The sequence below is a fragment of the Paraburkholderia phenoliruptrix genome (assembly GCF_019511605.1).
GTDB lineage: Bacteria > Pseudomonadota > Gammaproteobacteria > Burkholderiales > Burkholderiaceae > Paraburkholderia > Paraburkholderia phenoliruptrix_A.
Map to the genome: position 1 here is coordinate 125,146 of NZ_JAEUAV010000002.1, position 22,394 is coordinate 147,539.

General features: G+C 62.6%; 44 protein-coding genes. 21 read left to right on the top strand and 23 right to left on the bottom strand.

Annotation, left to right across the window (positions count from 1 at the left end):
* Window positions 1-14: 14 nt before the first annotated feature.
* The 4 genes from JNB89_RS04040 to JNB89_RS04055 all read right to left on the bottom strand — a co-directional run bounded on the left by JNB89_RS04040 (window position 15) and on the right by JNB89_RS04055 (window position 2,501).
* Entirely contained in the window at window positions 15-503 is a 489-nt protein-coding gene (locus JNB89_RS04040) for a hypothetical protein (RefSeq protein ID WP_220361349.1), read from the bottom strand.
* 137 nt (window positions 504-640) lie between these two features.
* Window positions 641-853, bottom strand: a complete 213-nt coding sequence (locus tag JNB89_RS04045; RefSeq protein ID WP_220361350.1) for a hypothetical protein — start codon at window positions 851-853, stop codon at window positions 641-643.
* On the bottom strand, window positions 850-1,566 hold the full coding sequence (locus JNB89_RS04050) for a hypothetical protein (protein ID WP_220361351.1): 717 nt from the start codon (window positions 1,564-1,566) through the stop codon (window positions 850-852). Before JNB89_RS04050 ends, JNB89_RS04045 begins: the two co-directional genes overlap by 4 nt.
* Window positions 1,563-2,501 (bottom strand): phage Gp37/Gp68 family protein, encoded by a 939-nt coding sequence (locus tag JNB89_RS04055; protein ID WP_220361352.1) that lies wholly within the window; start codon window positions 2,499-2,501, stop codon window positions 1,563-1,565. The genes JNB89_RS04050 and JNB89_RS04055 overlap by 4 nt, the downstream gene beginning before the upstream one ends.
* A gap of 35 nt (window positions 2,502-2,536) precedes the next feature.
* Here JNB89_RS04055 and JNB89_RS04060 point away from each other — a divergent pair, with 35 nt between their 5' ends.
* The gene (locus JNB89_RS04060; protein ID WP_220361353.1) at window positions 2,537-2,788 is read left to right on the top strand and encodes a hypothetical protein; all 252 of its coding nucleotides are present in this window, start codon (window positions 2,537-2,539) and stop codon (window positions 2,786-2,788) included.
* Window positions 2,789-2,799: 11 nt separating this feature from the next.
* On the opposite strand, the gene JNB89_RS04065 is transcribed toward JNB89_RS04060, so the two are convergent.
* The 19 genes from JNB89_RS04065 to JNB89_RS04155 form a co-directional block, all read right to left on the bottom strand.
* Window positions 2,800-3,147 carry a DUF4031 domain-containing protein gene (locus tag JNB89_RS04065; RefSeq protein WP_220361354.1) on the bottom strand — a complete coding sequence of 116 codons (348 nt, stop codon included), beginning with the start codon at window positions 3,145-3,147 and terminating at the stop codon, window positions 2,800-2,802.
* On the bottom strand, window positions 3,144-3,449 hold the full coding sequence (locus JNB89_RS04070; protein ID WP_220361355.1) for a hypothetical protein: 306 nt from the start codon (window positions 3,447-3,449) through the stop codon (window positions 3,144-3,146). The genes JNB89_RS04065 and JNB89_RS04070 overlap by 4 nt, the downstream gene beginning before the upstream one ends.
* Window positions 3,436-4,434 carry a hypothetical protein gene (locus JNB89_RS04075; RefSeq protein ID WP_220361356.1) on the bottom strand — a complete coding sequence of 333 codons (999 nt, stop codon included), beginning with the start codon at window positions 4,432-4,434 and terminating at the stop codon, window positions 3,436-3,438. Before JNB89_RS04075 ends, JNB89_RS04070 begins: the two co-directional genes overlap by 14 nt.
* Window positions 4,435-4,445: 11 nt before the next feature.
* Window positions 4,446-4,757, bottom strand: a complete 312-nt coding sequence (locus JNB89_RS04080; protein ID WP_346656188.1) for a hypothetical protein — start codon at window positions 4,755-4,757, stop codon at window positions 4,446-4,448.
* 337 nt (window positions 4,758-5,094) lie between these two features.
* Window positions 5,095-5,397, bottom strand: a complete 303-nt coding sequence (locus tag JNB89_RS04085; protein ID WP_220361358.1) for a hypothetical protein — start codon at window positions 5,395-5,397, stop codon at window positions 5,095-5,097.
* A 277-nt stretch (window positions 5,398-5,674) separates the two neighbouring features.
* Window positions 5,675-6,199, bottom strand: coding sequence for a hypothetical protein (locus tag JNB89_RS04090; RefSeq protein ID WP_220361359.1), 525 nt, complete (start codon window positions 6,197-6,199; stop codon window positions 5,675-5,677).
* Window positions 6,200-6,266: 67 nt separating this feature from the next.
* Window positions 6,267-6,710: a hypothetical protein gene (locus JNB89_RS04095; RefSeq protein ID WP_220361360.1), complete on the bottom strand. Its 444-nt coding sequence runs from the start codon at window positions 6,708-6,710 to the stop codon at window positions 6,267-6,269.
* A 54-nt stretch (window positions 6,711-6,764) separates the two neighbouring features.
* Entirely contained in the window at window positions 6,765-6,941 is a 177-nt protein-coding gene (locus tag JNB89_RS04100) for a hypothetical protein (protein ID WP_220361361.1), read from the bottom strand.
* Window positions 6,938-8,668 carry a ParB/RepB/Spo0J family partition protein gene (locus JNB89_RS04105; RefSeq protein ID WP_220361362.1) on the bottom strand — a complete coding sequence of 577 codons (1,731 nt, stop codon included), beginning with the start codon at window positions 8,666-8,668 and terminating at the stop codon, window positions 6,938-6,940. The genes JNB89_RS04100 and JNB89_RS04105 overlap by 4 nt, the downstream gene beginning before the upstream one ends.
* A gap of 5 nt (window positions 8,669-8,673) precedes the next feature.
* Entirely contained in the window at window positions 8,674-9,102 is a 429-nt protein-coding gene (locus tag JNB89_RS04110) for a hypothetical protein (RefSeq protein ID WP_220361363.1), read from the bottom strand.
* A gap of 243 nt (window positions 9,103-9,345) precedes the next feature.
* Window positions 9,346-10,053 (bottom strand): hypothetical protein, encoded by a 708-nt coding sequence (locus JNB89_RS04115; RefSeq protein ID WP_220361364.1) that lies wholly within the window; start codon window positions 10,051-10,053, stop codon window positions 9,346-9,348.
* A gap of 29 nt (window positions 10,054-10,082) precedes the next feature.
* A complete protein-coding gene (locus JNB89_RS04120) occupies window positions 10,083-10,817 on the bottom strand; it encodes a hypothetical protein (protein WP_220361365.1) in 735 nt (244 codons plus the stop codon).
* Window positions 10,814-11,032 (bottom strand): hypothetical protein, encoded by a 219-nt coding sequence (locus tag JNB89_RS04125; RefSeq protein WP_220361366.1) that lies wholly within the window; start codon window positions 11,030-11,032, stop codon window positions 10,814-10,816. The genes JNB89_RS04120 and JNB89_RS04125 overlap by 4 nt, the downstream gene beginning before the upstream one ends.
* A 2-nt stretch (window positions 11,033-11,034) precedes the next feature.
* The gene (locus JNB89_RS04130) at window positions 11,035-11,307 is read right to left on the bottom strand and encodes a hypothetical protein (protein ID WP_220361367.1); all 273 of its coding nucleotides are present in this window, start codon (window positions 11,305-11,307) and stop codon (window positions 11,035-11,037) included.
* Window position 11,308: 1 nt separating this feature from the next.
* Window positions 11,309-11,482, bottom strand: coding sequence for a hypothetical protein (locus tag JNB89_RS04135; protein ID WP_220361368.1), 174 nt, complete (start codon window positions 11,480-11,482; stop codon window positions 11,309-11,311).
* A gap of 32 nt (window positions 11,483-11,514) precedes the next feature.
* Entirely contained in the window at window positions 11,515-11,709 is a 195-nt protein-coding gene (locus JNB89_RS04140) for a hypothetical protein (protein WP_220361369.1), read from the bottom strand.
* A gap of 13 nt (window positions 11,710-11,722) precedes the next feature.
* On the bottom strand, window positions 11,723-11,908 hold the full coding sequence (locus JNB89_RS04145) for a hypothetical protein (protein WP_220361370.1): 186 nt from the start codon (window positions 11,906-11,908) through the stop codon (window positions 11,723-11,725).
* 152 nt (window positions 11,909-12,060) lie between these two features.
* The gene (locus JNB89_RS04150; RefSeq protein ID WP_220361371.1) at window positions 12,061-12,450 is read right to left on the bottom strand and encodes an OB-fold protein; all 390 of its coding nucleotides are present in this window, start codon (window positions 12,448-12,450) and stop codon (window positions 12,061-12,063) included.
* Between the two features lie 12 nt (window positions 12,451-12,462).
* Window positions 12,463-13,254 carry a S24 family peptidase gene (locus tag JNB89_RS04155; RefSeq protein WP_220361372.1) on the bottom strand — a complete coding sequence of 264 codons (792 nt, stop codon included), beginning with the start codon at window positions 13,252-13,254 and terminating at the stop codon, window positions 12,463-12,465.
* A 74-nt stretch (window positions 13,255-13,328) separates the two neighbouring features.
* Here JNB89_RS04155 and JNB89_RS04160 point away from each other — a divergent pair, with 74 nt between their 5' ends.
* From JNB89_RS04160 to JNB89_RS04255, 20 genes are all read left to right on the top strand, one after another.
* Entirely contained in the window at window positions 13,329-13,691 is a 363-nt protein-coding gene (locus JNB89_RS04160; RefSeq protein ID WP_220361373.1) for a transcriptional regulator, read from the top strand.
* Window positions 13,692-14,048 carry a hypothetical protein gene (locus JNB89_RS04165; RefSeq protein WP_220361374.1) on the top strand — a complete coding sequence of 119 codons (357 nt, stop codon included), beginning with the start codon at window positions 13,692-13,694 and terminating at the stop codon, window positions 14,046-14,048.
* Window positions 14,049-14,336, top strand: a complete 288-nt coding sequence (locus JNB89_RS04170; RefSeq protein WP_220361375.1) for a hypothetical protein — start codon at window positions 14,049-14,051, stop codon at window positions 14,334-14,336. It abuts the gene before it with no gap.
* 75 nt (window positions 14,337-14,411) lie between these two features.
* On the top strand, window positions 14,412-14,813 hold the full coding sequence (locus JNB89_RS04175) for a hypothetical protein (protein WP_220361376.1): 402 nt from the start codon (window positions 14,412-14,414) through the stop codon (window positions 14,811-14,813).
* Window positions 14,814-15,006: 193 nt separating this feature from the next.
* Complete coding sequence (locus JNB89_RS04180; protein WP_220361377.1) at window positions 15,007-15,162, top strand: hypothetical protein; 156 nt, start codon at window positions 15,007-15,009, stop codon at window positions 15,160-15,162.
* Between the two features lies 1 nt (window position 15,163).
* A complete protein-coding gene (locus tag JNB89_RS04185; protein ID WP_220361378.1) occupies window positions 15,164-15,427 on the top strand; it encodes a helix-turn-helix domain-containing protein in 264 nt (87 codons plus the stop codon).
* Window positions 15,420-16,004 (top strand): hypothetical protein, encoded by a 585-nt coding sequence (locus JNB89_RS04190; protein WP_220361379.1) that lies wholly within the window; start codon window positions 15,420-15,422, stop codon window positions 16,002-16,004. Before JNB89_RS04185 ends, JNB89_RS04190 begins: the two co-directional genes overlap by 8 nt.
* The gene (locus JNB89_RS04195) at window positions 15,998-16,222 is read left to right on the top strand and encodes a hypothetical protein (protein ID WP_220361380.1); all 225 of its coding nucleotides are present in this window, start codon (window positions 15,998-16,000) and stop codon (window positions 16,220-16,222) included. Before JNB89_RS04190 ends, JNB89_RS04195 begins: the two co-directional genes overlap by 7 nt.
* Window positions 16,219-17,343 (top strand): hypothetical protein, encoded by a 1,125-nt coding sequence (locus tag JNB89_RS04200; RefSeq protein WP_220361381.1) that lies wholly within the window; start codon window positions 16,219-16,221, stop codon window positions 17,341-17,343. The genes JNB89_RS04195 and JNB89_RS04200 overlap by 4 nt, the downstream gene beginning before the upstream one ends.
* Window positions 17,340-17,630 (top strand): hypothetical protein, encoded by a 291-nt coding sequence (locus JNB89_RS04205; RefSeq protein ID WP_220361382.1) that lies wholly within the window; start codon window positions 17,340-17,342, stop codon window positions 17,628-17,630. The genes JNB89_RS04200 and JNB89_RS04205 overlap by 4 nt, the downstream gene beginning before the upstream one ends.
* Window positions 17,627-18,163, top strand: coding sequence for a hypothetical protein (locus JNB89_RS04210; protein ID WP_220361383.1), 537 nt, complete (start codon window positions 17,627-17,629; stop codon window positions 18,161-18,163). The genes JNB89_RS04205 and JNB89_RS04210 overlap by 4 nt, the downstream gene beginning before the upstream one ends.
* Window positions 18,160-18,351, top strand: a complete 192-nt coding sequence (locus tag JNB89_RS04215) for a hypothetical protein (RefSeq protein ID WP_220361384.1) — start codon at window positions 18,160-18,162, stop codon at window positions 18,349-18,351. The genes JNB89_RS04210 and JNB89_RS04215 overlap by 4 nt, the downstream gene beginning before the upstream one ends.
* Window positions 18,352-18,413: 62 nt before the next feature.
* On the top strand, window positions 18,414-19,004 hold the full coding sequence (locus JNB89_RS30985) for a hypothetical protein (protein ID WP_346656189.1): 591 nt from the start codon (window positions 18,414-18,416) through the stop codon (window positions 19,002-19,004).
* A 23-nt stretch (window positions 19,005-19,027) separates the two neighbouring features.
* Entirely contained in the window at window positions 19,028-19,264 is a 237-nt protein-coding gene (locus tag JNB89_RS04225) for a hypothetical protein (RefSeq protein WP_220361385.1), read from the top strand.
* Window positions 19,265-19,318: 54 nt separating this feature from the next.
* Window positions 19,319-19,687 (top strand): hypothetical protein, encoded by a 369-nt coding sequence (locus JNB89_RS04230; protein WP_220361386.1) that lies wholly within the window; start codon window positions 19,319-19,321, stop codon window positions 19,685-19,687.
* A 2-nt stretch (window positions 19,688-19,689) separates the two neighbouring features.
* Window positions 19,690-20,007, top strand: coding sequence for a hypothetical protein (locus JNB89_RS04235; protein WP_220361387.1), 318 nt, complete (start codon window positions 19,690-19,692; stop codon window positions 20,005-20,007).
* Window positions 20,008-20,009: 2 nt separating this feature from the next.
* Window positions 20,010-20,357: a hypothetical protein gene (locus JNB89_RS04240; RefSeq protein ID WP_220361388.1), complete on the top strand. Its 348-nt coding sequence runs from the start codon at window positions 20,010-20,012 to the stop codon at window positions 20,355-20,357.
* Entirely contained in the window at window positions 20,351-20,818 is a 468-nt protein-coding gene (locus JNB89_RS04245) for a nuclease domain-containing protein (RefSeq protein ID WP_220361389.1), read from the top strand. Before JNB89_RS04240 ends, JNB89_RS04245 begins: the two co-directional genes overlap by 7 nt.
* On the top strand, window positions 20,787-21,413 hold the full coding sequence (locus JNB89_RS04250) for a hypothetical protein (protein ID WP_220361390.1): 627 nt from the start codon (window positions 20,787-20,789) through the stop codon (window positions 21,411-21,413). Before JNB89_RS04245 ends, JNB89_RS04250 begins: the two co-directional genes overlap by 32 nt.
* Before the next feature lie 181 nt (window positions 21,414-21,594).
* Window positions 21,595-22,293, top strand: coding sequence for a DNA-binding protein (locus JNB89_RS04255; RefSeq protein WP_220361391.1), 699 nt, complete (start codon window positions 21,595-21,597; stop codon window positions 22,291-22,293).
* Window positions 22,294-22,394: the final 101 nt, after the last annotated feature.

Genomic DNA, 22,394 nt, shown 5'->3' on the forward strand with positions numbered 1-22,394 from the left:
CGTCTTTCGTTGTTTCAACCGTTCAACTCTTTCTCGGCCGCGGCGAACGCGAGGTTCAGCTCGACCATGGCAGCATGTGAACCTCCCTTGTCCGGATGCAGCTCGGCGGCGCGGCGCCGGAAGGCGATGCGTACAGAGGGCATGTCACGGACTGACGCCGGCACGCCGATAACTTCGCGCCAGGTGCGCGGCGCGGCGGCTGCCGGCAGCGCGGTGAAGCCGGTGAAAGCGCGATCGAGGATCTGTGCGCCGCCGTGCCGCTCGATGGCGCGCATGGCCTCGAGCGTCGCGGCGACTGCTGCGAGGTTGTCGGCGACCTTCGTGTAGCGATCGACAGCCATAACTTTGCGGCCGCCTCGTCGCGTCTCCCAATAGACCGCGACGCCGGGATCGTCGGGCGCCTTCTGGTCAGAGCGGGGCAGGCCGTCAAGCCGTGTTTTGATGTTCGTCGAAATGACGATATCGTCGCGGCCGACGCCGAGTCGGCTCAGTTCGAGCAGCACGCGCTCGACGCCGTCGAAGACCGAGAGGTCTTGCGCCGTCGAGCTGCTGCTGCGGCGAGTGCTGAATTTCCCATGCGCTCGCGCGTAGGACTTCGTGCGCGGCCAGCCTTCTGGCCACTGGAGCGGATAGGCTGCAATCATTCCTTGTATTCCTTCAGAGCTTCGAGCGCCTGAATCATGGCGACGACGTCGCCGCTTGCGGCGGCGCGCGTGGCACGATCGAGATCCGCGCGAATGAACGTGGCGGCGAGCGCGCCGGCCGGACCGATTTCGACGTAATAGCCGAGGATTCGCGTCACCCGCGCAATCTCGTCTGGCAGTGCATCCGCGACAGTTTTCGTATTGCTCATGGCATTACCCGCTTGAATTCAATGACCCAGACCCACGGATTCGTTTGCCAATCAGCGTCCGGCGCTGCGAGCTTGTCCCACAGCGTGCGGAACGATTCGCGCGCGCTCAGGCAGAGCAACTCGTCGCAGTGAGCTGTCGACCGCAGGTAGTCCTTCCACAGCTCACCTTCATTGCGCAGGCTCTCGACACCTTCCGATGCCGCGTCCTGCTCGCTTATGTCCTGCAGGCGCTCGGCGCGCACGTCGGTGATTTCCAGCGTGAGGCGCGACGCCCACCGAGGCATGTGGATGGACGGGCGAAGGCTCATGTGTTTGTCGCACGAGAAGTCCTCGACCCGGTGATCGATCATCGCGTCATCGGCGGCGTATCGAATTCCCACGGCCATCGCGCCCTGCGCCATGTTTCGGTATTGGCTCGGGCACCAGCCGTCGTATCGCCAAGCCTCGCGGACCCACAGGCGGTCGCCCGGCTGACCGTGTGGGCTCGCGAGGCATTCACCAGTGCGGGTGTGCCAGACGCCCCCTTGGAGCGGCACGGCCGCGCCGGCCGACGTTCGACCGCCATTGGGGCCGCCGAATGTCATCGGCTCCCATTGCCCGAGTGGATTGTTGTGGGGCAGTTTCACGAGACGCCGCGTCTGTGTCTTGGGATAGACGTCGCGCAGAGTCGCGCGCACCATCGCACCGGACATGAGAATGGGGCGCTCTTTCACGCGACCTCCGGAAATTCGTCGTGCGTGCGGCCGTCGAGCTTGCGACCGGCCGCGCGCTTGCCGATGCGAATCGCGCCGCTCAGGTCACGCGGGCCGGTCATGGCAGGGTTTTGGTCATCGGGCAGCCATTCACCCCACTGCTTGAACAAGAACGGGACGCGTGCAGCTGCGCACTGATCGCGGAGCGCACGTGGCCACGATGGACGCATTGGCCGCGCGTCGCCGCCGACGATTACCCAGTCGACGCGAGGCTGAGGAAATAGCTGCCCAGCGCACGAGTGGATGTCGCCATTCAGCGCGCAGAGGTCATCGCCGCAATCATCGGCGTGCCCAAAGTACTCGCCGCTGAGCCAGTCGTGATTCAGATCGACCGGCCCGAGCAAAGGCTCCATCGAAAGAAATCGCACGCGCGCCGGCGTGGCGAGCAGCTTTGGGATGTCGCGATCAGCCTCTTCCTGATTGACGATCGTCGCGCCAAGCCAGACGTTCGACCACGGCCACGGCGTATTGACACCGCGGCCGGCGAGCTCGAGCGCCCGACCGATCATTGGCCCAGCGTTGCCAATGCGTTTTGTCAGCAGCAGCCAATCGATGTGCGGGGTGTTCCATATCAGGTCGAACAGGTCAGCGCGCCAAGCATTCGGGACGGCGTTGTCGAAGACGTCGGCGAGCGACGCACAAAACACACGCTGCCGGCGCCCATGGGCGGCGAAGAACTCCGCATGCCCAGCGTTCCACTGCAACGGCTTGCGCCAGTTCACTGCGGAAGTGCGGCGGCGCGGTGCGCCGGGCCCCCAGTTGATCGGGGTGCCGCCGGCGAAGCGCGAGTTGCGTGCCTCGGCATAGCAGTGATCGCACCCCGGGCCGACCTTCTGGCAGCCCTCCCACGGGTTAAACGTGTGGTCGGTCCACTCGATTTTGCTGTTCTCGCTCATGCTACGATTTTCCTTTCGGACAATACGAGGCCGCTATGGACGAACCGTTTGATATCTCTGCGCCCGAGACGCCGACAACCGGAGACTTTCTGTCCTTCCGGATCTTGGATGGCGACCGGCCGCGAAAGGGTCGAATTTCTGGGACGGCGCTCGCGCTGCTCGGCAACGGAACTCGTGAAGAGGCTTTCTTGGCCAATATCGACCGTATCCGGGCAGCTGCTTACCGGATGTGCCGAGCACACCCGACGGTTGACGTTGTTACGCTCGGCAGCGACAGCTTTTCGTAGACTGCTCGCGCTCACGTGGTTTGTCCTTGCAGATTTCCTTCGCGGCGTGCAGCGAAGTGCTTTACTTGCCAATCAATCGCGTCGGCATGCGAACCAAGCTGGCCGGTGATACGCCGGCGCATCACCATGGCGCCGGTCTGGCGCCAAGTGATTTCGACCGCGCCTGCGGCGACCGCGGCGGCGCGTTTGCTGAGAGCAATGTCGTAATGGCTGTCGTGCTTCGGCGGAGCCTGGTGCCATTTGCGCGCGACGCCGATGCGTTCAGCCGTCGCATGCAGCTCGTCGTCGGTGTCCGCGATCATGTGGCACATCACCATGCGGCCGAACTTCGCGCGCATGTCGTCGACGTAGACAGTCATCGCTTGCCGCCTTTGCAGATCACCCAGGTAACGTAGTGCCCTTCGTGACCGCCAGTCGACACGTTTGGAGAGTCTGTGCACACCACCTGCACCATCACCAACTTCTGAGGGATGTTCGCCGGCGTCACGTTCAGCAGCGTGTAGTCCCCGCTGATTTCGAGATAGGGGTCGAGCCCGGTTACCGCATACGTGATCGACTGATCTGCAGGATCGATGCGCGTGTTCGGCGCGGTTTTTTGGGCATGGACGAGGAGCGGACACAGAGCGGCGACCATCACGCAAATGCGCTTAAACGTCGGCATGATCGTCTCCTTTCCGCGCGGCATCGATGGCGGCGTCGAGCTCGACCGCGTTGAGGAACGTCGAGGTTGGGGGGAACAGGCGATGTTTGCGTAGCCAGCGGTAACGCGCGGCGTCCCTCGTCAAGTGACCATCTGTGCCTTGGTGGTCGGCGCCAATGAACGAGAGCAAGTGCTCAGCGCAGTTGCGAACGACGGGTGCAAAGTCCTCGATGTTGTCGATCCCACTGAGGCTGTTGTGGCCGATCGTGAGAATGTCTCGTGCGTTCACATTGACTGTGACGGCCCAGCCCTGAATGTCGTTTGGGTCTGGGCGCTCGTCTGCTTGCTCGCTGGCGCGCGGAAGGGGAGACGCGCCGTGGATGGCCTTGAGGATACGCATGTAATAACCATCGGTACCGTTGTTACCGAACTCCCGGCAGATTGCTTCGCGCGCCACCTTGATTTCATATGGCGTCGGCTCGTAGTCCGAAGTCAGACGGCCTGTATCGTCGCGCTTCTGCGTAACCGTCTCCTTCGGAGCGGCGGATTGCTCGGCGAGTAGGGCGCGCAGATTTCGGGCGGTCTGCGGGTATTCATCCGGTAACAGGTTGATCGCGGTCTGAATCGCTTCGCGCTGCTCGTCAGTCAAATTTGCCTGCGGTGCTGCCGCGCGGCGCTCGTCGAGCGGCGTGATCGTCGCGCGAAAGATGCCCGCTGCTGCCGCATCGGCGTTTTGCCGCTTAATCCAGACGCTCGCGTATTCCTCGTTCTGGCTGTCGATGCCGCGCACGAGATAGGCGGCCGGCTCCGCATCTGTCGCCGTGGTGGCGACGGCAATGGCGGCCTTGAGCGCAATCCGCACGTCTTCCATGAAGCGCGCGGGCCAATCCATCGGCTCATTGCCGGCGAGCGGATGGACTTCGTGAAAAGCGTCGATTGCGCGGTCGATGGGGTCACGCTCGTCGTATTCGCGCATCGCATCAGAGTCTCGTGTATTGGAGTTCATGGACCGGGGCCTCATTTCACTTCGAGGTCAGGAACGATCTGGGCCGGCTTGAACACCACTTTGTAGTGGTACGGGCTGACCTGGGCTGGATCCATCTGTTCCACCAGGTAGGTGACGTTGCGCGAGAGCCCAAGGAAGTGTTTCTTGTACGCGTTCGGGCCTACTTTGCAGGTCACGGACAATTCGCCGTTCCTATCCGCATTGCCGAGCGAGCACAGACCCTCGATGGTGAGCACGTATGTGTCGGACTGCGTGTTGTAGAACACGATTCGACGCGTGATCTGGAAGTTGTCGGCCGCCGTGCTTAGATTTCTCGATGCCACATCAGCATCATTGCAACCGGACAACGCGGATACGCATGCCACGGCAAGGGCGAGAAGAATGCGGGGTCGTTTCACTTGTGCTCCTCAAATAGGTCAGTCTGTGCCGCTGCGTCGACGTGCTCTGGACAGCGGTGCATGTCAGTGCCGATTTCCCGCGCGTGCGTTACACATAGGTGCCGGTCGCACGTCTTGCCGGGCTTGACCGGGTAATCGCACTGGAAGCCGCTCGGCGCGTTGCAACCGGCCACTGAGCAACGACGGCTGCTCTTGCGGCCGCGCGTGCAGACGATTCCAGAGACGCCGCCGGGCAGTCGGAAGGGCGTGCAAGGCATGGGCGTTAGCCGATAATCGCGGTCAGTGTCGTAGAGCCGTCGGCATTCTCGGTGCGCAGCATCAGGGGCGGTGCAAGGGAGCGGCGCCCCTGATGCAAGACGTTCCATGCTTCGACGAAGCGTTTCGGCGGGTCGAACTCGGGAGCGAGCATGGCGCTGCTGCATGCGAGATCCGGATCCTCAGCGGTCGCAATGGAGAACGACGCCACGAACGCGATCTTGTGCGCGCGACAAATCTCGATGATCTGAGCCATCAAAGGATTGATCTGCTCGTCGTAGACCTGCTCTTTGTTCGGCTGCGGGGCCATGAAAACTCCTAAAAAGGACCGGGCCGAAGCCCGGCCAAACACACGCCGCGCTGCTGAGAGATTCAGCGCGACGTCCCACTCAAAATGGCGCTCGAACCGTCGCGTGCGATGACCACAGGGCCAACCTGCAGGACGACTCGCTCGCCGCGATCGTGCGCGAGCATTTCGACGAGCTGGACGCAGAGCTCGTGCGTCGCGTTGTGCGTCGGAATCCGCGAGCCGGCATATACGCGCGCCGCGTCGAGAAACGCATCGCGGCGGCGCGGTATGCCTTTCATCAGTTGCCTGCCACTCGGTAGTTAGCGGGCTGCGTGTCAGTGCGCGACACCAGTTCGGCCGGTTTCAGCGAACAGTCGAAGCCGGCGGCGCGATATGCGTCGTAGACTTCCTTGCTCACCTGGCAGCGAATCAGCACCGCGGCCTTCTGCAGGTTTGCCTTAACGGCCTGGTCGTCGGTGACCGTGGACTGGCGCACGGTTTCGGCGGCCGCCACCTCGAGCTTGCAGTCGAGCAAGCTGTTGCTCGATCCGGCCGCGGCCGAGAAGCCGGCAAACGCGACGCCGGCCTGCGTCGTCTGCCCGCAGTTCATCTGCGAGAAAGAAGACGCGTAAGCCCCCAGTACCGGTGCCGAAACGTTCCGAACGGTCTCGCTCGTATGCTCCGGCGTCTGCGAGAACTGGATCGTGCCCTGTGCAGTGGAGGTCGACGCGCTGGATTGCGTCGCCGAAGATGACGATTGGGCTTGTGCATGCCCTATGACTCCCAGTGTTAGAATCAGCGCGACGGCGAATTTCGTTTTCATCGTTACACCCCCAAGGTGTGTGTGGTTCGGGCCTTCGATATTTGCGGTATCGAAGGCCTTTTTTTGCTTAGTGGCTGAAGGAATAGCTGCCGGCGAGGTTGGTGTAGCCGTAGCCGCCCACGTCGGTGCCGACACCTGACTTGCTCGAGCCATAGCCCGAACCGCTCGTGTATCCGCCGGCAGCGGCGTTCGACGTGCTGGCCGTGTAGCTGCCCGACGCCGACAGGCCGCCAGCGGCGCTGAAGCCGTAACCGCCGACGGCGCCGGATCCGATCGCCGTGCCGCCGATTGCATAGCCGCCACCCGCCGAGCTGCTCCACTGCGACGAATAGCCATTGCCGTTCTGGCCGGCTTCAGCCTGCGAGCCGCCGGAGGTGTTGGACGACGAGCCGAAGCCGCCGCTGGACGAATACGTGTTGCTGCCGGAATTGCCATTGCCGTTCGTGGCGAAAGCCGCCGGTGCTGCGGCGAGTGCGAAAGCTGCTGCGATTGCGATGGTGATGCGCTTCATGGTCTTCCTCAGGTTGGTTTGCGCGGTGGTCCGGCCGCGCCCGGTACTGCAAATTCAGTCTTGCTTCGTTTCGTCGACGCGCAGCTCGGCCGCGGCGCGATACGCTTCAGCGAAACGCTCGAGCGCGCTGATCGGGCCTGAGACGCTGTGGTATTCCTCGCGGCCGATGCGACCGTTCAGAACGACCGTGAGGCCCGCGGCGCGCGCCAGCTCGATCAGTTGCTTGTTCATGGGCGGCTGCCGGACGGGAAGGGCCACGCGACCTTTGCCTCATCGCTGTTGATCGATTTCGGCGTGGCCACCGCTTTCTTTGCGGGAACCTTCTTCACGGCAAATTTCTTCGACGTCGTCGTGCGCGGAGAAGGTTTCGCCACGGGTGGCTGTTCGACCGCCGCTTTTTTCGCAGCAGCCTTCTTCGCCGGCGGCTTGGCCTTAGGCTTCGCGGCATCCAGTTCCTTCTTGATCGCAGCGGGATCGATGCCGCGTACGCGCGCGAGCGCCTCGAGCAGCTCGGGCTTCGACGAGGTGGCGTATCCCGGCACGACCGATTCGTCGATCAGCGCGATATCCATCACGAGACGGCCGAGCAGTTCCGGCTCGTTGCTCTCGAGTTCGTCGACCTTCTTCGCGAAGTCGGCCTCGCTGATTGGCTTCGAACCCCAGTCGTACAGTTTCGTGATTCGCTTCTGGTTTTCGCTCCAAAGCCGCCGATAGAACGTAACGGCAACGATCTTCAAATCGAAGTTGTCCAGACCACCGGCCGGGAGATGCTTCTCGCGCACCCTACGGAAGAGCTCGCCGCGATATGCGTCTGCCGCCTTCTTTTTGGCGTTTTCCGCTGACTGGCTCGGATTGGCCGAGCCCGTGCTGCGCGCCTCAATCCCCTTATCAGCGAGAGCCTTTTTCAGATCGGACTTCTGCATGACGTCGACGAGCTTCCCGCCGTGTGGATCTTCGAGCAACGCTGCGGATTTCACGCCTTTCGCGCCGAGGATCTGGCGATAGGTACGCTGCTTAGGATCGTCGTAGCAGCGCTTATCGAGATCCACGTAGCCGCCATTCAGCTCGCCGTATTCATACGGTTTGACCTGTTTGGCCTGCTTGCCAGTGATGACCGTGCGGCCGGCGGCCTCAGCCTCTTCACGCTTTTGCTTCGCCGCGGCGGCTTTTTTCTTTTCGAAGCACGTCGGGTCGGTGCATATCTCTTTGCTCTTCACGTCGCCGAACAGATCAACCTGATTGCCGGTGCGTTTCGGGCATGGCCCGCATGCGCCGGCACTCGCCACCAGTTCGGCGTCCGACGTCTTGAAAGGGGCCTGGTCGAGACGCAGCATGTAGTGTTCTTGCACGTGCTCGGAAACCTCGCGTGCAGACATTTGCTCGCCGTTCCAGCGCTTCGCCGTGATTTCCTTCGCTGCCTTGTCCTGCAGCTCGATGGGCAGGCGCGCGATGATCAGGGCCGTTTTCGCGTTGAGCAACTCGTCGAAGAACAGCTTGCGCGACGATGCGTTCAGGCTGCAAAGCTTGAGACGCTGCGCGACGTACGAGCGCGTCTGGCTGACTTCCTCCGCGATCTGCTCGAGCGTGTGCCCGCGATCCGCCAGGACCTTGTAGCCGTCAGCCTCTTCGAGCGGATGCAGATCTTTACGCTGCAGGTTCTCGATGATCTGGATGTGCAGCACTTCATCGTCGCTGAGATCCTTCACCAGGGCGGGTAATTCGGTGAGCCCCGCAGCCTCGGCGGCGCGGTAGCGGCGCTCGCCGGCCACGAGCTCGAACAGGCCCGGCTCGTCAGGCCATGGGCGCAAGAGCACCGGCTGCATGACGCCGTGCTTGCGCACGCTCGCGGTCATCTCCGCGTGCGCCGACTCCGAGAAGCGCTTGCGCGGGTTCGTGGGGGATCGGCGGATCGATGCGATCGGCAGAATAGCGACGGACGAGTCTTGGGTGGTCATCATGGCGATCAGTGCGTGGTGCGCGGGGTTGCGTCGGAGGCGCCGAAGATCGCGCCGAGAATGCCGGCGAGCGCCTGAGGGCTGAACCCGACGCGCACGCCGACGGGCGGCCGGTTCAGTTCACGCATGCGACGCAGGGCGGCGTAGCAGTCCGGGTTCGCACTCGGCTCATCGAGCCACAGTGGCATCCAGTTCGCGGCGCCGAAAACTTCGTCATAGCGGCCCAGCACGGCCGCGCGGGTTGCCTGCACCGGTCGCGAGATGTCGGTGTCGTCCTCATGGAACGAGTGCATGGAGCCCATCGCGAATTGCCGATGGGGATAAGTGAAGGCGTCGAACTTGATGAGGGCGACGCACTGACCGTCTTCGCCGAGAGCCATAACCGCGCGATATTCGTCGGTGGGCAGCGAATAATTGAAGATGAAGATGGTTTTCATGGCTTGAGCCCCTTCGGTTTGTGCGTCGATCGCCGACGCTCGGCGGCGCGCATGTGCGCGCGGGTCAATCGATAAGCTTCGCGAAGCGAAATACTGTTTGCCTGCAGATCCGCGAGCAGCTGCCAGAGAGTCGGTGTGTGCCTGCGTCGCCGCATGTCCAATCCTGAAAAAAGCGGGCGCTGTGAGAGCCGCCCCCAAGCTCGCCGTCCGGGGGACGTCAGCCGACGAGAGACCACTGAAAAATCATTTGCGCAGCTCGACCAGCGTCATGAGCGCGCGGAAGTGCTCGGGCTTCAGGTCGACGGCGCATGCTTCCGTTTGGATCGTGATGTCGCCTGCCGGCCACGACAGCAGCTGTATGTCGCCGACGAACACAACGAACTCTGGCTTGCGGCCAGCCGATTTCGCTGGCTCCGCCTCTACGGACGGCGACGGAGTCGGCGCGGGCGCTGCCTGGCGCTGTGCCTTCGGCTTACGCGCGACGATCGAGGTAGCAGCCTCGAAGTGGGCTATCGCTGGCAACTCGGCTTTGACCGCAGCCAGATCCGGCGCTGGCGTCGGCGCCGGCGCGGGAGTCGGGGGTGAAGCCTCGGCACCGGCCGCGGCTGCCGGCGCCGTTGCGCCAAGCGAATATTTCCCATCGGCGCGCACGATGCGCCCGTCTTTCAGCGCCCCGGCGATGTACGGCGAGATCCCGCCGGTGGAAGTGATGCCCAAGGCCTTGCAAAGCGTCGCGCCGTCAGCAGGTCCGTTCTCGCGCAGATAGCTCATCACCTTATCCGCGCGGGTCTTGCCGGCGGGGATGTAGGGCTTATCGCCGCGCTTCTGGAGCGCAGATATCGGGTTTGCCCACGGATCGGCCGGAGCTGGCGTCGCGGCAATGCCGCCAACATCAGCGTCGGTGGTGGCCGGTGCTTCGCTCGTCGGCGCGCCGGCGCCGACCGGGAACATGTTCGGGTGAGGGACGTTTTTCATCGCTATCACCCGATGTGTGCAGCTGCGCTGTGCTTCGGGAAGAAGCGCGTCGCGCGCGCCACCATGGTGTCCAGCTCGAGCACCGCGCCTTCGCCGATTTCGTGAGCACGGTCGTACAGCGCTGGCAGCGCATCCTCGAAGCTCGAGCGCACCTCGTCGCGTGTCGCGCAGCGGCTTTCGCGGTACCAGAAGACCTGCTCGGCATCGCCGAGGCGCACCTGAACGATGTCGTCGTTCGGGAGCAGCTCATAGATGCGAGTCACCCACACCATGACCACACCAGCGTCCGGACGCGCAGCGAGATTCGCTGCTTTGAACTTCGCGCAGTCCTGGTGCGCCGGCGGCACAACGCAAACACGGCTGACGGCGGCCGCCGGGCGCAGGACAAATGCCTTGTACTGGCCGAGCTGCTCACCGCAGATAAAGCAGCGCTTGTAGTAGTGGCAACCGGCGATGTCGAGAACTCCGGTTTCAGCAACCGGCACCGCGGCCGTCGGCAACGCGCGGAGGCGCACGGGCACAGCGGGCGTGCCACGTTGAAGGAGCATGCTCATGGAGCGTCCTATGCCGGAGACGCGCCGCGACCGCGCCTCCGGATGAGCCCGATCATCATTCGCGGGGGCGGGCAGTTCAGAATCGATGTCGAAGGCGCGGTCGAAACGACCCGCCACCGTGGTGAGCGTCCAGGCGACGGAGCCGAACGCGACGAGGGCAGAGCCTATGTAGCCGAGCGTATTCATGGGAGCACCCGACCGGTGATGGCTTGGATATAGGCCTTCGTAAGCGCGAGGGCGGCTGCCTCGTTGCCGAGGTAGAAGGCGTCGAAGATCTGCTGGACAGACACGTCGCTCGGCCCTTCGGTCTTACGGTTGCGCTTCTCGACCTCGGTGATGAGTTCGTCGGTGTCCATTTGACGAAGGACGTCGTCGGCGTCGATTTCCACTGAGACGTACATGGTCAGTCCTCGTCGATGTCATTGGCGGCGCGGCGCTTGATGTCGACGCACTGCTCGTCGAAACCGAGGGACGCTTGAGTGGGAACGGCGCGCGGCTGGGTGAAGCGGCCGGTTCGGCGCTGCGGGCGGCCGACGATTTGCGCGCGCACCGCGGCCTGCACGGCGGCGCGCACAGCGGGATTGAGCAGCGCTTCGTCGGCGGATCCCTCGACGCCGAGCGTGCGGCATGCTGGCGCGAGCAGATCGTCGGGGAGACGGGTGGGAGTGGGACGCATGTTATTCGTCCTCCCGCGTGCTTGCCCGCGCCAGCGAGAGATACGTCGAGCGATCGATAACAATGAGGCGGTCGAAGAGACCTTCGAGGCGTTCCGAGTTGATATCAGAAACAACTGCGACTACATCGCCGAAGTCGTCCGTCATAACGCTGGAACACGCCACTGCGCGTTTCATGAGGGTGCACGTCCAAAATCGCATGGCCGTTCTCACACGCAATGAGTGAGCGTGCACGATGTATCGCCGCTGGCGGCGCGATCTTCGTACTGCTGCCAGCCCGTATAGAGCAGGTAGGCGAAGATCACGCCCATCACCGCAAGCACGTTGCGCGTGATCCGGAAGATGGACTTCGCAGCGCGAGTAGCGCGCGACGTCGCGGCAGCTTCTTTTTGTACGCTCGACATCACAGTTCCCAGTTCAATGCTTGCGCGGCGTGACGCACTTGCCGCCGGAGTAGGCTGCGATGAAATCGACTCGGGCGCCGCGCGTTGCTACCGCACGCAGATCCAGCACTTCAATCGATTTCTCCGTCGCAACGACGAACCGGACGTGACCATCAAGGGAACGGTGGGCTGCTTTGCGCTTCGCCTTGTTCGCGTTCACGGTGTTGCTCCGGTTCGGATGCGATGGAGCGAATAGTAGCGAACGCTACGAGTCATTGCAAGTAGCGAAAGCTACTAGCTGCAAGAAAATTTGTAACAGCCAAGAAAAAACCCCGCAGAGCGGGGTTTCGAGGGTAGGTCTTTTGGGGAAGGTCAGTTGCCGCAGGTGAGCACTGGGATGCCGATTATCATGCCGTCACCGCGGCAAGTGACTTCGATGTTCATTCCGCGGTGAAGCTTCGCCAGCTCGCTCGCGCTGCGATCACCGAATTGGAGGTGCACCGTCCCGAATTGAGAGCCGGCCAGGCTGACATAAGGGTGGTTCAGAACGTCTTTGGCAATGCCTACAACCATCCCGCGTATGCGAAGCGATTTCCCTTTGTAGGTCTGGTCAGCGGCCACTTCGTTGTCGTGATATGCGGCGTAAAGCTCTGGCGCAGTCGTCCTGACCCACGAGCCGTTCGCCGGTTGCGCGTTCGCCGCGCTGGCAGCCGCCACCGCAATCAAAAATGTGACTCGTCGTGCGATGCGCTCCTTAGTCAATGTGCCCTCGCATCAATCGTAATCGACGATTTTGCTTCTCACGACCCCGCAGATCCTTGCGTTCATGTCATCAAACTCGACAATGCGGTCTGGCCATGCAGGATTCAACGCTTTCAGGTACCTACGTTCGCCCTCGATGAGCAGCTGGCGCAACACGGGTTCGGCCTCGCCGTCGATCTGGACGATCACGAACTTCCGGTGCGCAGGATCCGCCCGCGGGTCGATCAGCACGATTTCTCCCTCGCGGAAAGAGCGAGGGTCCGCCGGGTCATAATTGCTCTCTCCCCGCACGCGCAGGTAGTAGGACTTTTCAGAAACGGCAAATGGTGAGTCGAGCCATTGCTCGGCGTCACCAAATTCAAATTTGTCCACGATGGTTTCCCAGGTTCCAGCCTGGGCCCATGAGATAAGGGGAAAGGTCCCCTTGGTCTGAGGCCCCGGCTCAGTATTTTTTTCCATCGTATGACGTGATGTGCCCGGCAACTCCGTAAGCACGCTGCCTTTTTGCCCGCTGATTGATGTATCTGTTCCACTTTTTTTATGCTTACCTGATGACTGCGTAGCGCGCGCTTCGTCAACGGCGAGCTGATGCTTCGAAAACCATCCGCGCATGCCCGGAATCGCTTCAATGGCTCGAATGGTTTTCTCGGTGACGGGGCGGTCACCGGAAAGCATCTGGCGCACAAAAGCACCGTCTTTGTAGCCAAGACGCCGACCGAAAGCTGTCCTATTGCCCTCGGACACTTTCTCGATTGCGGCTCGCAGAGCCTCGATGCGCTGCTGCGCCAGTTCAAGTTCGTTCATTCTCACAGCGTAGCACCGGCTACGCATAGCAAATGCTCCTTGCAACTAGTAGCTGACGCTACTAGAATGCGGGCATGGATCTCGACCAATTCCTCTCTGCGCCAGGCGCACCGACGATCTCCCAACTGCGCAAGCGCATGGAGGAGCTCGGCTATCCAATTAAAAGTAATGCCCAGTTGAGGCAATGGCGGCACAAATATTCGGGACGGTTGCCGAGCCCAGAAAATTGTGTCGGGCTTGAGCTGGCAACGAACGGGAAGGTGCGCCGGGAGGATAGCAGACCGGATGACTGGTGGAAGATCTGGCCCGAGCTGAAGGGTGCTGCTGAACTGCAACTGGAATCTGCTCGAGCAGTTGACGATGCTCAGCCGCCGACGGGGGGCCGCTCTGAACGTCGAGCCAAAGCCAAACCGCGTAATCCGAAGGAGGGCGTTTGAATGAAACGCCTCGCCTCCATCATCTTTTTCGCCAGCGAGTGCGCAGCGGCGTACCTCTGGCAGATCGCCCACTTTGAAGCGGCTGGCCGCGTGCTGATTTTCTACTACTGGGTGATCGCGGTCCTGCTGCTGATCGTCGGTGCTTTCACCATGTTGGGCGCGCTCGCCTTGAAGCGGCGAGACGCCTTTCCGACAGAGGGCGTGGTAAGTCGCATATCCAGCTGGGGCATGTTGATCGTGCGCATCGGCCTGCTCGTCGCGGTTTCTCACCAGGTTCTTGCAGCGGTTTATCTGTTTGCCTACCTGCTTTTCCGGTTTGCGATCGCGATCTACCGCGACATTCCGGAGGCCACTTAAATGCGCGCCCAGCTTCTTCATTCCGTGATCGACCAGCTGCTCTGCACGATCGAGGAGCGTCCTGAGCTCGCGCCGGACGTAATGCATTTCATCTTCGATGACGACTCGTCGATCCGCCACGGCTTGAGCGAAGTGCGCACACGCCCCGGCAACGGCACGCAGCACGCCAACGGGTCGGTGAGCTTCAGCGTGGGTGTCGAGCTGCTCGCCAGTCGTCAGCTGCTCCAGTTCGCCGCAGCTGTCTCTGCAGGCGTTGTTCCGGAGATGGCGCTGCCCGGCGGCGCGTGAATTTACGGGGTTTTGCATGTTGTCCATGCAAAAAATTTTCGTCGCCGGGCAACCGGTGTAGCAACGGGTGTAACGATGACATTTCTCTATCAAGCAGATCCCAAGCGAGAGGCCGGCGGCGCGCTGTGCGCCGATCCCGCCGTCGCGGGGCCGCGCATGCGCTTTCTTCCGCGCGATCTCATTGAATCCTGCAAGACGTATCGCGACGCGTGCGTGCTCGCGTGGAAACACCGCGCGTTCAGCGGGCTGAGCGAGTCCTACCTTGCAGCGACGTGCGACCTGTATCAGCAGCACGTCTCCGACTATTTCCGACCTGACGAGTACGACGAGAAGGGCCGCAAGCGCCGCGCGCTGCCGGCGCACAAGATCGCCGTCGTGCAGCAGCAGCTCGGGAATTGCGCGATTGGCCAGTGGCTCGCGCGCGACATGGCCGTGCGGCTCGTCGAGGAGTTTTTTGCGGTGGAGCAAAGCCGGTGACAGAAGTTGAGGCCGAACGGCGAACGAAGAGGGCGTTGCGTACGGCGCGCGCCCGGGCAGGAGACAACGAAGAGGACGTGAAGGCTGAGCTGCTGCGAATGGTCCAGCGCGAGCCGGAATTGCAAGAGGCGTTCGCATTGCTCGGCATGCAACGGCTCTGGGAATCGCAAAACCTTTGCCACTGAGTCGACCGATGAACGCAGATCTGATTTGCACCGCGGCGCTACGCGCCTTCGCGCTCGTGGGCATCGCGGCCGCGTTTGCGCCGGCGCTGGCCCGCAACCGGAAACGGCTCGTCGTGACGTTTGTCGCGGCGCTCGCGGCCGTGGCCATTCTCTGGAGCCACTGACATGTCCCATCACCTGACCAACCAGACGTGGGACATCGAGCTGCGCGGCCCGCGCAAGATCGTCCTGCTGTGCCTCGCGCACCTTGCGGTGATGAGCACGCGCGAATGCTCGCCGACGGTCCGCAAGATCGCCTTCATGTGCGGCATGTCGGATAGCGGCGTGCGCGACCAGCTGACGGCGCTGGCCGCGGCCGGCCTGGTCGACGAGATCAAGGGCGATGGCGAGACGTTCTACCGCGTCAACGTGGCGCCGCGCGATGCCTAAGACCAGCAAGAAGGGCGCGGCGGCGCGCCCGCAGATCAATGCCGGCCTCGTCGAGGCCGCGATACGTCGCCACGTCGATCCGCGCGGCGCCAACACGCTCATTCCTGAGGCCGAGATCCGCTATGGCGTCGGCAGCACGCGCGGCGTCTACCGAGCTGATTTCATGATGATCACGCGCTCCAACTACGCCACCGAGCTTGAGGTGAAAGTCTCGCTCGCGGACTGGCGCAAGGATCTGTCGAAGCCGAAGTGGGTCGGCATGCCCGACTGGATCACGCGCTTCATCTACGTGGTGCCCGAGCAGCTCGGCATTCCGGAATGGGTGCCTGCGCACGCCGGGGTATGGCACTTGGTGCCGTCCGTGGTTGATCCGTACTACAACCCTGCGCTCGAGAGTCGTCGCCCTGACGGCTATCAGATCATCGTGGCGCGCGCGCCGCATGTGCTCGGCCGGCAGAAGTTGCCAGCTGCCGTGCTCGGCACGTGGCTGCGCAATCTCTATTACCGCTATTGGGAACAGCGGGTCCATCTTGAAGGCCGTATTGCGCGGCATGTGCGGGAGGGCGTTTCATGCTGAACGACCCTCTGTGGACGCAAGCGCCTGTGAAGGTTCCCCTGTTCTCGCTCGAACAGTTCTTTGCTGCTCGGACGGCGTGCGAGACCCGCAAGACCGTGTCGGTGTTCGGCGTTGAATATGCGATTCGTTCGGTGAGCTGGTCGGCGCCGAGCGGGGGCTGCGTTGATCTGGTGCCGCTGATGTTTGTCCGCCTCCGCAAGATCGAAGGTGACGTATGAGCTATGACGCACGCGTTTGGGCGCGCCGCCAGCAGCTTAATGACAGCTCGGCAAAGCACCTGTTGAAAACGTTCGCCGACTGGGCGAACGAGGACTACACCGTGTGGGTCAGTGCGGGCGAGCTGCAGGCCGACACGGAGATGAACCCGAAGACGATCTCTAAGTATGTCGCGATCCTCGTCGAGATGGGCTACCTGCGCGACACGGGCCAGCGGCAGGGGGCCACGCGCCAGATCATCGTGTATCAGATGACCGCGCCGCCGGGCTCCATCATCGTGCAGACCGTCGATCAAAGGAACAACGGAGAGACGAAGACGTACGGTCCACCCGATCTCGAAGCGTTCGAAGCCACCCAAAAACGGAAGGCTTCCAAAAACGGTGGTGTTAAAGACACCCAAAAACGGAACCCTTCCAAAAACGGAAGGCTTCCAAAAACGGATGCAAAGCCCCCCAAATTTGGAGAGAAAGACCCCCAAAAACGGAGTGAAAGCCCCCCAAATTTGGTGGACGATAAGGTTTTAAGGGTTTCTGAAGAGGTTTTAGAGGGAGACGCGCGCGAGGCCGCCGCTGGAAAACCTCCCACACACACCGACGAAACAGCGAACCCCGACACACCGCCCTCGGGGTTTGATCGCTTCTGGGCTGCATGGCCGGGATCGTCCGGACGCAAACAGGCCGCAGTGCTCTGCCGGGCGCACTGGGACGCATGCGGGCTCGAAGCGTTCGTTGACGAGATCGTTGCGCACGTCGAGGCGATGAGCCAGACGCAGCACTGGCGCACTGGCGGTGATCCGACTCCGATCCGCTATCTCGAGCAAAAGCGCTGGCGCGACGGCTTGCCGACGGCTGAACAGTCCGGCGCGGCCGACGACGGCACTGCCTGGTACGAATCAACGCCCGAAGTGATCGAAGCGCGGGGCGCCGAACTGGGCGTGCGGCCGCGCAAACCTGACGAGCCGATCGCGTCGTACCGCGTGCTGGTCGTCGCGGCGTCGCGCGAGAAAGCGGCCGTCGATTTCGTGCTTCGCGACGCGAAGCGTTTCAACTCACATGCGCTCTACGAATTCGCCGTGGCGACATTCGGCGACGAGCTGCTGCCCGTGGATTTTTACGCATCGTGACCGAGACCCTGCTCATCCTCGCTGCGATGGCGCCGCTTTGCGCGGTTCCATTGGCCGTTCTTTCGATGTGCAGCGGCGAGCCGTTCCACCCGGAGCCGGAGCTTTACGAGTTGTGTCCCCTCGATCCGGCTTTAGACGAGCTCGCCGAGTTCATCCGGCGATCGATAGTCGACGCGTTTTACCTGCCGCCCGAGATGCTGGTGCCGACGGTACATGAGCATATGCGCTTTCGCCAGCTCGAGCACTTCGCACAGTCAATCCCCTTCGACATCGGCGACGACAAATGAGCAACGTGATCGACATCGACGCACTGCGCGTGGCCCGCAAGAGCACCTACGTTCGCGCGCCCGGCGAATGTCGGCACATGCACATCACGCTCGACGACAACGGCGACATTGTGAAGTGCGACGACTGCGGCGTGCAGCTCTCTGCGTACTGGGCGATTACGCATTTCACCGAGTACTACCAGCGCGCGATCGCGAAGCTGACGAGTGCGCAGAAGCGACTGGCGACGGCGCAGGAAGAGGGCGTGCACCTGCTGGCGGCGCGCCGCCAAGCGAGGTCAATCATGATCGGGAAGACCGAGGCCATAGGCCCATACGCGGAGCCACCGGTCGTCCGGCGTTACATCGTCAAGGTATTCGACTGGCCGCACCGATCGAGCCCGTTCGTGGGCCGCGAAGTCGAGAGAACGGCGCAGAGGCTTGCTAACGGCGGCTGGCACTACATCGAAATTGACACCCACACGTGCAAGTCGCGCGAATGGTTGTCTGTACCCATCGAGGGCCGCGACTATCACCAAAAGTTGGTGCTGATATGAAGACGACCATTCTCGCCGACGGCACGCTCAGCATCAAGCCGGAATCGGAGCTTGAGGCATACGCGCTAGGGAAGTGGTGCGAACGGAATCTTGACTGGCGAGTGGCGAGCGATGCTTCGCCGCCTCAGATGATCATCGATTGCAGCCAATACCCGGCTGCGATAGCGCCGTTGCGAGTCCCTGCGTGAGCAAGGGCACTGTCCGTTTCCCGGCGAGCGCGATCGTAGACGGCCGCATTGGCACGTCGCGTGTGGCGTCGACCATCGCAGATGCGGCGGCGCGCTTGGCATCAAACGAGCACGTGGCGCTCGACGCTGCGACATCACAGATGGTCGCCATGCCGCGTGGTGTAAAGACGGACATTTCGAATACTAGCGGGGTGCAGTCGGTAGCCCCGCACTTGGCGGCCGGCGCAAAGCATCGCGCGAACGCGGCGCTCGGGGAAAAGCCTGCGGCTGGCAACCGCGAAACCCCGCGGGGAGAACTCACGCCCCTGCAGCGGAATCAGGCGCTCGGCCGACTCGGCACGGGGCGCATGAACAAAACCGAGGCCGCATACGAACAGTTGCTGGCGGCGCGTCTCCACCTTGGCGAGATCCTCTTCTATCGCTTTGAAGCACACAAGCTGCGGCTCGGCGACAACACCTTCTATACGCCCGACTTCACGGTGATCGTTGCCGATGGCAGCACGGAATATCACGAGGTGAAGGGGTACTGGACAGACAAAGCGCGCGCCAAGACGAAAGCGGCCGCGGCGCAGCATCCGTATCGATTCATCGCGATCAAGCGCTCCGGCCGGCATGGCTGGAGCTTTGAAGACCTCACCAGCCGCAGCTGGTGACCACCCACCCATAGGAGCAACGCATGTCAGTCCGAGCCAAATTCAAAGTCGTTTCCACGACCCAGCGTGAGCACTGGGACAAGCAGAAAGGGCAAATCCACGAGATCGAGATGCACCCGGTGACGAGCGGCTCGCCGGATAACGACTCGTTTTACGCTGCGACGCCCGGCGGCGTGGTGAAGCTTCAAACGGTCAGCGACGATGCTGGCAAGCAGTTCGCGCTCGGCGCCGAGTACTACGTCGACTTCACGCCGGCCTGACCGAAGCGCGCCGCCATTGCGCGGCGCCCCTCACATTTCACGGAATAAACGGACATGCGCACGATCACTGAACACGCTACGAACCCGGCGAACGATCGCCTTGTAATCGAAGTTATCGACGAGCCGGGCAGCGGCGGCGCGAATCACAAGTACATGGTTTCTGGCTATCGGGGCGAGAGCGGCCACGACAGCGTGCTGATCGAATTCCAGAACGGCCCGATCAATGAGGTCGGCGTCAACGGCCTCACGCATGAGGTTCTGCTGGCGATCGTCATTGATCGCCTGCGCGCGTTTCAGGACGGCCCGTACGCGTGCGAGGAAAACTCGTTCGCGCTTCTGCTCGCGGAGCAGTCGCTCCATTGGATGCAGTTGCGCACCGCGAAGCGCATGCAGCGCGGCGTCGAAGGCACGCACGCAGTCTGACCATGAGCCAGCTCGACATTTTCGGCGATCCGGAGCCGGTCGCTAGCAGCGCGCCGCCGGCGCACGACGAGACGATGGGCATTCGCGCGCATCACGCGGAACTTATCGGCCTGCTGCCAGAGAAGTTTCGGCCGAGCAGCACGCCGGCGCTCTCGGTGCCCACGGGTAAGGCCGAACTGGACGCGTGGACGCGCAGCACACAGCGCATCTACCTGCTTTACCTCATCGGTGCGATCGCGCGCGGCGTGTATCGCGACTCCAGCGAAGCGAACGCTCCGTTCGTGCTGATGAAGTTGAACGGCCTCGGGGGTGAGTGGTGAAGATGACCTTCATCGTGCCCGCGCAATTCACGGTGTACGGCGTGCCGCAGCGCGAGCGTCCGCCATGCCTCATTCAATGCGACGTTGTCGAACTCGTGCGCATGTTCGCTCACTCGCCGTGGAAGTTCCGCAACAGCCTTCGCCGCGGCTTGCGCGTCAGCTATACGGCGTATGTCCGTTTGCCCGCCTGGATCATTCCGCCGGAGAACTGGCCGCGCCTCGAGACGGGCGAGGTCGAGCTGCGCGTGCCACTGCATTTCAACCAACGCGTGCCGCTGCCCGCGTTTCCGCCGGACAAGAACCGCGTGCGCATTGACGACGTCGTGCAGCTTCGAGGCGACCCATGCTGAAGCGCAAGAAGCCGCTCGTGAGCAAAACGCCGCTTCAGCGCACTGCGCCGCTCGGCGTGCGGCCGGCGCCGGGCAGCTCGCTCACGCACACGAAGATGCTCGTGAAGTCGCCGATGAAGCGCCGCCCTCGGAAGAAGCGCAAATGGCACGACGCGAAGATGCGGAACGCGTGCCGCAATCAGATCTGCTATCTCCGGGTGCCGCATATATGCCCGCGTCGCGACCCGGAAGAGACCATTGTGCCGGCGCACAGCAACGAGACGGCGCACGGGAAAGGATGGATGCGCAAGACCGACGACCGATACACGGTGCCCGCATGCTTCTGGTGCCATGCGTGGCTCGACCAGAGCGGCGCGTCGTACGGGCTGAAAGCGACGACATGGCGGCGCGGATACAGGGAGTGGTCGCTCGTGCGCGACGGCGTTGTCGATGAATCGGTTCAGGAGTTGGCCGATGAGTGAGGCAAAACCGCCCCGGCGCGCATGGTCGCCGGAAGAAGACGCGCTGCTTACCCGGTTGTGGGCTGATCCAGCACCGTTGAAGATCCACGTGCACCGCTTTAGCGGCCGCTCGTATGACTCGCTCATTCAGCGCGGGAAGAAAGAGCTTGGTCTGCCGGACCGCCGTCGCGATATGAGGCTCGCGCGGTCGGAAGCGACGGTGGGGGCGCGCATCAGGGAGCAGATGGAGCGTGAGCCCGGAACGACGGCCGAACTGGCGGCGCGCTCGCTCGCATCGAAGCGCACCGTCCAAAACTTCATTGAACGCCATCGCGCCGAGGTACGAGTCATTGACTATCGCCCTCGCGGCATTTCCGGACCGCCGCCGGCAGTCTTTGCGTGGGGAGCGGGCGAGGATATGCCTAGGCCGGCGCCACAGGATGCGACAGTCGCGGCGCGCAAGTACTACCGCAAACGGCGACGTGATCCATATCTGCGCGACATCGATGCTACGCGCCAGCGCATTCGATACGCAGAGCGCACGGGGAAGCTGGCAAAGCGCGATGAGGCAGCGATCGCGATATTTGGCGACGCCGGCGGCGCGCATGCGAAATGACCGAGCCGCTCGAATGGTGGGAATACAGCGACCCGCTTGAAGTGCTCGAGCGTCGCTAGTCGGAACGATGCGTTGGGTGCCAACACGCCGTGCCGCGGGAGGACCCATTCGGCAGCGTGCGGATGGTTTGCAAGAAAGGCAGGAAATACGGGAAGCGCTGTGCGCAATACAAGGAAACCACATGATCGACACTGAACAAAAGCTATTTCGCACGCCGCAGGACGCCCTCATATTCGCTTTCAACTATTCGATGCAGCGGGCCGACCGCTCGCTTGTCGATCGCATGGCGTCGCCGGCGGCGCGCACCGGTAAGGGACTGAGCGGCAATGACGGCGCCGGACAGGCCGGCATGATCCGGCGCGAGCTCGAGCAGCTATCCGATATCGAGCGTGCCGTGTTGGTGGCGCGTTTCGCTCCCCGGTCATGGCCATGCGCATGCGGCCGCGCTTGCTGTTCTGGCTACGAGCCGAACCCGGAATACCAAGCCGCAATCAGCCTGCTCACACAGTCGGCAATGAGCGTGCTCGCGGGCCGCGTTGTGCACTACCAGTTGCGGCGGGGGCTCGTCGAAAAGGCTGCTGGGTTGAAGGTGGAGATCGCGACGCTTGCGAGGAAGTGCGAGGTCAACGAGAAAACGGCTGACGCGCACTGGCAGATAATCAAGCTATGGTTTCAGGGGCGCTCCAGGCCGAAGGTGAAACCGTCCAAGCGAAAGCGAGCCGCGGCTGGTGACGCGACTGCCGATGTGGCTGACGAGCCGCACTTGCACGACGAGGCGATAGTCCAGCCTGAAGTTTCGAGCGCCGTCGACGGGCTGGAATCGAAGGCGCGAAAGCGCGCGGATGAGTTACTGTCCACGCTGCCTTTCATTGGCACGTGATCGAAATTTTCTTGACACGTAGGAAACCGACCGTAAAATACGCCTCAATCTGACACTGTGTATAAGTGTCTCCAAAGCCCCGACCGAGAAATTGGCCGGGG